This is a genomic window from Paenibacillus sp. JT22N12 (genome assembly GCF_056269365.1).
On the sequence record NZ_JBWDNU010000033.1, the window covers coordinates 1 to 9,677 of the forward strand.

The window sequence follows — 9,677 nt, forward strand, 5'->3', positions numbered from 1 at the left end:
ACAAATGGCAACGAAAATCGTCCTTGAGGCAATATTCGAGGCGGACTTCAAGGATTGCTCGTTTGGGTTCCGACCGAAGCGAAGCGCGAAACAGGCAATAGAGCGGATACAGAAGACAGTGAACTACGGGAGAGTGTACGGGGTGGTTGATGTAGACATCGCCGGTTACTTTAACAATATCCCACATGACAGATTGCTCAAACTCGTGGAACAACGGGTGAGTGACCGAAGAGTGTTGAAACTTATTCGACAGTGGCTGAAAGCTGGTGTCATGGAAGATGGACAGGTTCATAACACGGAGATCGGAAGCCCTCAGGGTGGAGTCATCTCACCGCTACTCGCGAACATCTACCTGAACTATCTCGATACCCTTTGGGAAAAGCGATTTTCCCATATTGGCACATTGGTGCGATATGCGGATGATCTAGTTATCTTATGTGAAAATAAACCCCACGCTATGAAAGCCATTCAGGTGCTTAAGGCAGTTTTCAGGAAACTGGAATTGACGATGAACACGGACAAGTCCAAGCTTGTGAACCTGTGGCTGGATAAAGAGGGATTCGACTTTCTCGGATTCCATCACCGCCGCATGCCGAAATTGTTTAAGTCGGGGAAATTCTATGACCTGCGAAGTATCCCATCCAAAAAGGCGATGAAGAAGATGCGTGACAAAGTAAAGGAAGTAACAGCGCCACGTGCGCGACTTTACTGGTCACCAAAGCAAATGGTAGACAAGCTCAATCCCGTTATACAAGGGTGGAAGAACTATTATGGTAGGGTAGATCCTGGCATGTCGAACAAATTTCTATTAAAAGTGGACTGGCATATTATTCGTAGACTGACACTGTACTGGAACAAAAAGCACAAGCGAAACCAACTGCACCCGAGGAGGGTCGCCGAGGTACTTGGCCGTATGGGACTGAAACGAGTAAGCGCTTGGGGTAGCTATACTGCTCAAGGTGAAGAACATCGGAAAGCCGTATGCGGGAAAACCGCTCGTACGGTTTGATGAGGGAGGACTGGGAAACCAGTCCCCTACTCTACAAAAATGCACCTAACGCAGCCTTGGGGCTACAGGCCATCCAGCCGATATTACTAAAATCAAAGTGTTGAGCAGGAGGATATTACCGCTGCTCAGCCCTTTTTATGTGAATGTTGCTCTATCCAGCCCCAGAACCCGCGCTTGCATAACCGGTCACAATCTGAACAAGAGCCAGTCCTGTCGCTGCCACAGTATACACCAGTAATAGACGAATGCCTGTCGTGACAGGTCCCATTTCTGTGTTCCTCAGTCCCCTAGATCTGTTAGGATGCGCTTTTAACTTTGTGAAGATCTAAAAAGAGCAGCTCGCTGCGCGGCCGCTTCTTGGTGGGATCAGCAGCATGCTCGAGCTCGGACATCTTGAATATTGTTTACAAACGCCTAATCTTTTCTAGAAATAGTTTTTAGTCTAGCCCAATAGCCAGTTATTTGTCCATACCTAAATTAAACAACTCACGTACACTGAACCATCGTATAGGGAGGTGTAGTTATTGAGTTGTCCCGATAAAAAAAAACGTTGTAAAAAGAAAACCATTATTGTGTATCATCCAAAAGAAAAAAAAAGGAAACGTCGTCTTCGAGTAGTTAAAAAGATAGTTTGTAAAAAGTGTCTTCCGACTAAAGGACGGCAATTACTTCGAGGACTTGCGGGAGCAATTGCAGAAGCTGGACCTCAAGGACTCGCTGGAGCACTTGGACCCCAAGGACTAGCAGGACTTGTAGGAGCGATTGGCGCGCTTGGACCCGAAGGACTTGCAGGAGCACTTGGACCTGAAGGATTAGCAGGACTTGCAGGAGCAATTGGCGCACTTGGACCCGAAGGACTTGCAGGAGCACTTGGACCTGAAGGACTAGCCGGACTTGCAGGAGCAATTGGTGCAGATGGACTGGCAGGACCAGCAGGACCAGTAGGACCAGCAGGGACTCAGGGAGAAGCAGGGCCAGCTGGGACTCAGGGAGAGCAAGGGCCAGCAGGGCCGGTTGGACCTCAAGGGTCGCAGGGAGAGCAAGGAACGTCTGGAGTGGGCTCTAGTTTATTCTCAGCACAAGCGAACGATACAATCTCCCTCCTTCCAGTAAATACGGTAGTCTCTCTCGAGCTCCCGCCTTTATCGACGGTTGAAGGGGAGAGCATCAAATTGGATTCCACATTCAGATTGTTCTTCATCACTTCAAACTCTACTGCCCATACACTTGATGTTTCCTATATTTTACGACGATTAGGCACTTTACCGACCTTGCTTACAAGTGCACCTATCAATCGTGTCAGACAATTTAGTACTGCTACCACAACGAGTGATACCTATTTTCCCAATATCACATGGCTGGATAGTCCTCCTCCCGGAATTCACAATTACCGAATTGAAATAATGGCGACCGCTTCTGTTAATATAACGACCTTACAAGTGACGAACCGGGCTTTGAATGCTGTTGCTCAAATCACTTCGGATCCTTTTAATATTTATGTAAGAGCGGGTTCCTTTGGGGGTAATGGAAGCCTGGAAGCTCCTTTCGGAACCATCGAGGAAGGAATCACTGCTGTGGCACAAGGTGGTACCGTATATGTCCTGGAGGGTATTTACAACATAGCCACTCAGCTCATCATTTCCAAGTCATTATCTTTAAACGGAACTTTAGCAGCTTCCACTCCGCAGATCGTATTCGATCCCTCAACGAACCTGAATGGACTCGTCATCCAAGCTGATCAGGTTATGGTCGACAGCTTGCATATTATAAGCAATAGGGCAGTAACAGGAGATAACGCAGTGTTTAGAGTCCCGCTCAGGACGCTAGCGCAGCTATACAATAATATAACGATTCGGAATAGTATAATCGAAGGGACAACACGTAGTGGATATATTTGGGCGGAAAATATGACATTGGATAACAATGAATTCATTCATAATGCTGTTAATACCCAAGGTTTGAGATTTCAAATGGTAAGAGGGACAACGAATATCCTCAATAATACGTTTAGGGGAGGAAGTACCAGTATAGGAGCTATCGTATTTGAACCTAATATAGCTTCATATACGGTATCAGGCATAATAAATGTAACAGGCAACACGATGACCAGATTTACTCAGTTCGTAAACTTCTTCTGTATTCTTGAAGGTCCGACTAGTTTAATTATTCAGAACAACAGCGTAGATCATGAAGATCGTTCGGGTAGCTCCATTATTTTATTTGCTAGAGTGAATTACGCTCTAATGAATAATATTCTGATCCAAAACAATTCCATTGTGAATATCTTTCCAACAAGACTTGCTGTATATTTTGCAGGAGGGGGAACGTTTATTCCTTCGGCAAATCAAATTAAAGTATACACGAATACTTTTAACTTTCCCAACGGGTACGGAAGTCCGACCGACACAGTAGACCCGGTATTTCCGGTAGGCTATAGTAATGCTTCTCCACCGGGAATGAGCTTAGGTGCATTTGATTTGCAAGGAAACGTGAATGTTTGAAAGTGGCTAGCTGCTTTAATTTAATTGGTAAAATATTGATACATTACTCATAAAATGAACTCTCCAGACATGGGGAGTTCTTATATTTTTATTCATGTGTCTGCGGGTGGTGAAAGAGCGCCATTTCTGACCTTGAAACAAGCGGAATCGACTTCAATAATTCGCTTAAAGGTACTGCTATTGACACAAAGATAATTCGTTCCTTGTCTATACAACTAAAACTTCCAGCAGCAAGCAGCAACTCCAAAATTGCTAAAATGACCGTTAAAGCTCAGAGTTTATCCGGGAAAGATATGTCTGAAAGGTACTGAAGATCTGCATCCTACTTTACTTGTTTTAAAATCCTAACAGAGCTAGAACTGCTGTAAAAGCCGGTGCAACATTTGAATGTGCTTGGAACAATATAGATTTGTCGGGAGGGTCCCTTGAATATATTGTTGCCGCCGGCAAAACCACAGGCTGACCTTTAATAAAAAAGAAGGTTTTCGCATAAAAGTGAGAACCTTCTTTTTAGATGTTACTGGAAATTAATTCCCATAGATATGGTAAAATAAAATGATTAGGGTGAAGGGAGATATGGATATTACTATCATCGGTTTATAACGATTTGGGAGGTATCACTGTATGGCAATTTATTTCGGTGCAGTCATTTTCTTTACATTGATTATTCATTTTCTTACCACAAACTTTTTACAAAACAAATTCACCTTCAACTGACCTACTTCTTTCAATCATTGTTTCACATTTTTTGTTGACAAACTTTCTCGCAACGATAAAACTTAACGAAGAAGTTCCTGTAAAATCGTAGTCCAATATTTACTAAGCCAACGGACACGATAATGGAGTGGCTGCCGCGGCAGCCTACTCCTTATCGGGCAGGTTAGCATGGAAAAATTCATTATACCCGATCTCCACTGCTCCAGTACATAGCAACGTGGCAGCCTTTCAGAAGTCCGGGCACTACGCGGGGGAGAAGTTCAGGTTGAATCGGCATTTAAGGAAAAATTTATATATTCCTTGACGAGAATATTCCGGAAGTGGTATATTTACTCCATAAGCAATGAACTATCCAAATAGGAGGAAATAACAAAATGAATGAGGAAGTTACGGCCTACATCGAAAATCTGCCGAAATGGCAGGGTGGATTCAGTTCAACCCTGAGGGACATGGTTCATGAGACGATTCCGGAAGCCGAAGAACGCATTCAGTACAAGAAACCTCATTTTCTGAAAAACGGACAGTATGCAGCGGTTATTTCGCCTTCAAAGGACGCCATTGCGTTCATGATCATGAATGCAAACGGCATCGACTTTCCGAAGGGATTTGAAGGGCCTGCCGAACGGAAGTGGATCAAATTGCGGGAAGGCGACACTCCGGATCTTGCCTTGCTGTCGGGGCTTTTGAAGCAAGCCTCCAGCACACTGTAACAGAAATCATCTCATCGGGAGGGGCCAATGAATACGACAACCTTGAACGCGCTCGCGGAACCCAACCGATTGCAGATCATCGAACTGTTGCGCGAAGCTCCGCTTACGGTCGGGGAAATTGCGGATCGGTTGCACCTTCGTCAACCCCAGGCATCCAAACATCTGAAAATCTTGAGTGAAGCAGGTCTTGTCGAAGTACGGGCGGACGCCAACCGGCGAATCTACCGACTGCGCCCGGAACCCTTAATGGAAATGGATGAATGGCTCGGATCGTTTCGCGGCATGTGGGAAGAACGTTTTGACCGTCTTTCCGATTATCTCATTCATTTGAAAAAATCATCCCTAAATCCCAAGGAGGAAATCTAATGAACAACCAACAACAAGGACTTTTATTAAAACGTGAGTTTAACGCCCCTCGAGAACTGGTATTTAAGGTGTGGACCGATCCGGCGCACTTTGGCAATTGGTGGGGACCCAAGGGTTTCTCGCTTGAAGTGGGAAAGATGGACGTCCGTCCCGGCGGTATGTTCCTTGGCTGCCAGAAGTCTCCAGATGGGCAGCACGCCATGTGGGGCAAGTTCGTTTACCAGGAAGTGCAGGCGCCGGAGAAACTGGTATGGGTCCAATCCTTTTCCGATGAAGAAGGGAACACCGTTCGCGCCCCGTTCAATCCGAACTGGCCGCTTGAGATTCTGAATATTCTAACGCTTGAAGAAAACGAGGGAACGACGGTTTTGACGCTGCAGGGCGGACCGCTCAATGCCTCTACTGAGGAACAGGAAGCATTCGACGCGATGGCACCGATGGTTGCACAAGGGTTCGAAGGCACGTTCGAGGAACTTGCCAATTACTTGGCTAGTCAGCAGTAAGCCGATACAAATCGGTGAGACGGAAGCCTCGGGGAATTACTCCGAGGCTTTTTCATTTGCCTCTATCATGCGGCGAGCGTGCTGAACCTTACATCGTCCGCTGGCAGACGTACAGGTGCAAGTCCCTCGGAACGGGAAGTAAGTATTTGTGGTTCGAGACTTACAGCAGAATCTACCTAACAGCTGATGGAATTTACCGTTCAGTATAGCAATAAGGAGAAGGCAAACCGATCCATCCGGTCGAGATGCCGGCCGAATTGCCTTATGAAGTGCGTCAATAGGGTGCTTTCACGGACTTGGAAAACGGCTGGACAGAGTTAAGAATAACCGAATATGATTGGCCAAAGGCCAAATGAGGGAAATGTCCCGCAATAGTGATTGCCAACTCGTGTACGTTATCTTCAAAAAGAATCTTTATAGTACACCTGACCAAATACCTGATAAATTCTTGATTGAATTTACAGAAGGAATGAACCATATGATGATTTCATTTGAAACAGGCACTAACAAATTTCAGTATAGGGCTGCAAGTATTATAATTCACAATAAGAAAATTCTTTTGCAAAAGTCTACGAACGATAATGTTTGGTTCATACCTGGAGGAAGAGTCGAGTTTGATGAGGTTGCCGAAATAACAATTGAACGTGAAATGGTCGAAGAATTTGGAGTATCTATTAAAGATAAAAAACTTATTTGGATAGTCGAAAATTTTATTGAGTTCACTGATAAAAAAGTGCATGAAATCGGACTGTTTTTCATTGTTAACCTACCTGAAAATCACTCAATTTATCTTCAGGAAAGTGAGTTTACAGGTGTTGAAGATGGTTTTATTAATAAGTGGGTCCATATGGATGAATTAGATAATTATCATATAGTCCCTGAATTCGTTATGCCAGAGTTGAAAGTTTTAGATATAAGCAAAGGTATTAAACACATAATAAATAGAGGAGTAAGAACTTAGTTTAAGAATTGATTCATTATGCTAACGGTACGATAGCGTGGAGTAGCTTGCCGCGGAAGCTGCTCCTTTTTCTATTGAATTAACGGGCAGCCTCGAAGCGCTTGTTCACCTCCGATCCGAACAAGTCGGCGGAGCTGCTGCAGAATGCAATCCATATCTCCAAGGATGGGATCGAGAGTATCCGCCTTGTGCTTAAGAATATGAAGCCGCCGACAGAGCAGCTCGGAATGAATCGGATTAAATTATTCGTTGATGAATTTTCAGCCCGATCAGGACCTCTCTCACTCATGAAGGTAATGTCGACATCATTACTCCGATCCAGTGGGAGGTCATTCAGGAGAACATCCAGAAAGCTTTGACCAATGCCATGAAATATTCAAACGCTACTGGTTGAAGTATCGGACAACGGTAAAGGTGAGCAGAAGGTGATAAAAGGCTTGGGACTCATCGGCATGAAAGAACGGGCAGCAAGCGTAAATGGTACGATTATCGTCGATGGCTCAAGAGGCTTCAGTGTCACTACATTAATTCCTCACGGATAAGATGAGTTTAAATAGGAAGATTCTCAGGGGTTAAGGATGAACTTGTGCACTGTCACAGGGGCATCCTTTTTTATTACAATTACATTATCCTAAAAGACGAAACGGGAGTGTTACGAATGAACGTACTTGAAATTAAGTAGTTTACGAAGAAATTTGGTGATTTTATTGCCGTGAACAATATCACGATGTCCGTAAAGGAAGGCGAGATTTCGGATTTCTGGGTGCGAATGATTTGATTCAAAACGATTTGAAGATATTTCTCTATGTTATTGATGTGTTAATTCAATTAAGAAAGTAGGAGACAGAATGAAAACCAATTTGAAGGTAGGATTTGTTGTTGGAATTGTAGCTGGTGGTCTCAGTATTATCTTATACTATATTTTGTGTAGTTTGTTGGAGGTCAGCTTTGTACAGCTAAATCCTGTTTCGATTCTCATTGTGTCCATTATTGTAAATGTATTTGGTGCACTTATTTACAGTAAATTACGGCAAAAAACCGCTAGACCTGTTATTTATTACAGTATGATCACCATCGGGACTGCACTATTGCTTTCATGGTATGATTGGGCAAATCCTATAGAACCGCAAATCACAGATGTAGCTAACACGATTCATGCACTCGTCACTGGAATTTCCATCGCTTGGATTCCTACATGGGTAAACAAAAATTCCCATAAAAAATAAATTGGTGCCACTTGCGCACCGATTTACCTTCTTTTTTGGTTAACATAACACCGCTTGGTCGGATCGCTCAACCGGAGGATGTCGGGAATGTGATTTCATTCTTTGCTGGGGAAGCTAGTGGTTTTGTTACAGGTTCTTACACGCCAGTTAATGGAGGCATGTTGATGGAATAGCTTTTATCCGATCCTATTTATTTCTGTTGAATGATTTTATAAGAATGATCCCTTGCGTATCTTTCTTTCCCGTATAACTTAACTACTATGAAGGATAATATCATGAAGCGAAAACACACATTTATAGCACGATAAAATTGAGAGGATGATCTCCATGGGAAAAGTACGAGCCAACGCAGACGCGGCTGGGGAAGCGGTGACCCAGTGGATCAGGAGTCACGCCTACCCTATCACCACAATTGATCCCCAGGCGCCGCTCACCGATCTGGAGCCACTTGCCCAAATGCTACGTGGCGCTACAGTCGTCGGTTTTGGAGAGTCGACACGTGGCGCCCGTAGCGCTCACCAAATGTATTTTATCAAATACCGATTCCTGAGATTCCTAGTCGAACACCTGGGGTTTCGCTCGCTGGTTCTGGAAACGGACTGGACTATAGGCATGCATCTTGATGAGTACCTATGCACGGGCAGGGGCGACCCACAAGCGTTGCTTGCCGCTACCTGGGGACCTTTACAGACCAATGAGATTCTCGATGCCATTCGGTGGATGCGCTTTTACAACCTACAACACCCGACCGATACTATCCGAGTTGTCGGGGGGTACTTCGGTGCTGGGCATACGCAGGCCTACGACGCCGTAGCTGACTACGTAAGGTGTACCATGCCAGAACGGCTGGACGAGCTCGAGACCTACTATTCGGTGCTTCGCCCCACTGTTGGAATAGACGAGCATATCGAGTGGTACTCCAGCCAGCGGGACAAACAGCTGTTCATCGACCACGCCCAACTGGCCTACCAGCTAGTAGCCGATCTTCCGACCCAAGCTGGCCACGCACTCGCGCTCCAGCATGCCCGATTCATCGTCGGATTCTATGAGTACCAGGGCCTCGTCAGCCTCGACCTCGACCAGCGAATTGCGAAGAGCATGATCTGGTGGCATGAACACACAGGGGATAAGGTTGTCTATTGGGGAGGGATCGCACACACAGCCAACGGCAGCCTACTTGCGACGGGGCATAGCGCTGGTAGCTATCTGCGAGGACACTTCGGATCGGGTTACGCATCCATCGGTCTGACATTCCATCATGGCTCGGGGGCGGATCCCATCCCGTTCCCTTCCTCAGAGTTTGCAGAAGCGGTCCTGGGTGAGGTGGGTCTGGATACGTACCTCCTGGATCTGCACGCCGATCAGCCGGACTCTGTCCAGGACTGGCTCAACGCTCCAACCAAGACGCGTGTGATAGGTCCCTACTACGATCCTGAGAAAGACTCTTTATTCCACATGTACGGGTCACTCGCCAACTGGTTCGATATCATCATTCATACTCAGGAGATTACATCCGCCCGTCCACTTGCATAGATGAACAGACAGCACGGTAAACCGTGTCATAAGTCATTCAGCTATACCAGCTAATAGGTTGTCAATATTTAATTATTAATGAGCCAAACGAGGGATGTTATACTGGTAAAAGGGAATGGCAAATAACCGTCCCTTAGATTTTGGGAAGGTG

The 9,677-nt window shown here is 45.3% G+C and carries 9 protein-coding genes and 2 pseudogenes; all 11 read left to right on the top strand.

What is annotated here, in order from left to right:
* The coding region (gene ltrA / locus AC0YOA_RS37840; RefSeq protein ID WP_475790910.1) for a group II intron reverse transcriptase/maturase at window positions 1-1,009 on the top strand (1,009 nt) is incomplete at its 5' end.
* Window positions 1,010-1,533: 524 nt separating this feature from the next.
* Window positions 1,534-3,510, top strand: a complete 1,977-nt coding sequence (locus AC0YOA_RS37845; RefSeq protein WP_475790911.1) for a right-handed parallel beta-helix repeat-containing protein — start codon at window positions 1,534-1,536, stop codon at window positions 3,508-3,510.
* Window positions 3,511-4,601: 1,091 nt separating this feature from the next.
* Window positions 4,602-4,937: a DUF1801 domain-containing protein gene (locus tag AC0YOA_RS37850; RefSeq protein WP_475790912.1), complete on the top strand. Its 336-nt coding sequence runs from the start codon at window positions 4,602-4,604 to the stop codon at window positions 4,935-4,937.
* 27 nt (window positions 4,938-4,964) lie between these two features.
* The gene (locus AC0YOA_RS37855) at window positions 4,965-5,303 is read left to right on the top strand and encodes an ArsR/SmtB family transcription factor (RefSeq protein ID WP_475790913.1); all 339 of its coding nucleotides are present in this window, start codon (window positions 4,965-4,967) and stop codon (window positions 5,301-5,303) included.
* The gene (locus tag AC0YOA_RS37860; RefSeq protein ID WP_475790914.1) at window positions 5,303-5,806 is read left to right on the top strand and encodes an SRPBCC family protein; all 504 of its coding nucleotides are present in this window, start codon (window positions 5,303-5,305) and stop codon (window positions 5,804-5,806) included. Before AC0YOA_RS37855 ends, AC0YOA_RS37860 begins: the two co-directional genes overlap by 1 nt.
* Before the next feature lie 478 nt (window positions 5,807-6,284).
* The gene (locus AC0YOA_RS37865; RefSeq protein WP_475790915.1) at window positions 6,285-6,767 is read left to right on the top strand and encodes an NUDIX hydrolase; all 483 of its coding nucleotides are present in this window, start codon (window positions 6,285-6,287) and stop codon (window positions 6,765-6,767) included.
* An 89-nt stretch (window positions 6,768-6,856) separates the two neighbouring features.
* Window positions 6,857-7,309: pseudogene (locus tag AC0YOA_RS37870) on the top strand (sensor histidine kinase); the annotation flags it as partial.
* Window positions 7,310-7,425: 116 nt separating this feature from the next.
* Window positions 7,426-7,538, top strand: a pseudogene (locus AC0YOA_RS37875) (export ABC transporter ATP-binding protein); the annotation flags it as partial.
* Window positions 7,539-7,615: 77 nt separating this feature from the next.
* A complete protein-coding gene (locus AC0YOA_RS37880) occupies window positions 7,616-7,993 on the top strand; it encodes a hypothetical protein (protein WP_475790916.1) in 378 nt (125 codons plus the stop codon).
* Between the two features lie 35 nt (window positions 7,994-8,028).
* On the top strand, window positions 8,029-8,166 hold the full coding sequence (locus tag AC0YOA_RS37885) for an SDR family oxidoreductase (protein ID WP_475790918.1): 138 nt from the start codon (window positions 8,029-8,031) through the stop codon (window positions 8,164-8,166).
* 154 nt (window positions 8,167-8,320) lie between these two features.
* A complete protein-coding gene (locus AC0YOA_RS37890; RefSeq protein WP_475790917.1) occupies window positions 8,321-9,526 on the top strand; it encodes an erythromycin esterase family protein in 1,206 nt (401 codons plus the stop codon).
* Window positions 9,527-9,677: the final 151 nt, after the last annotated feature.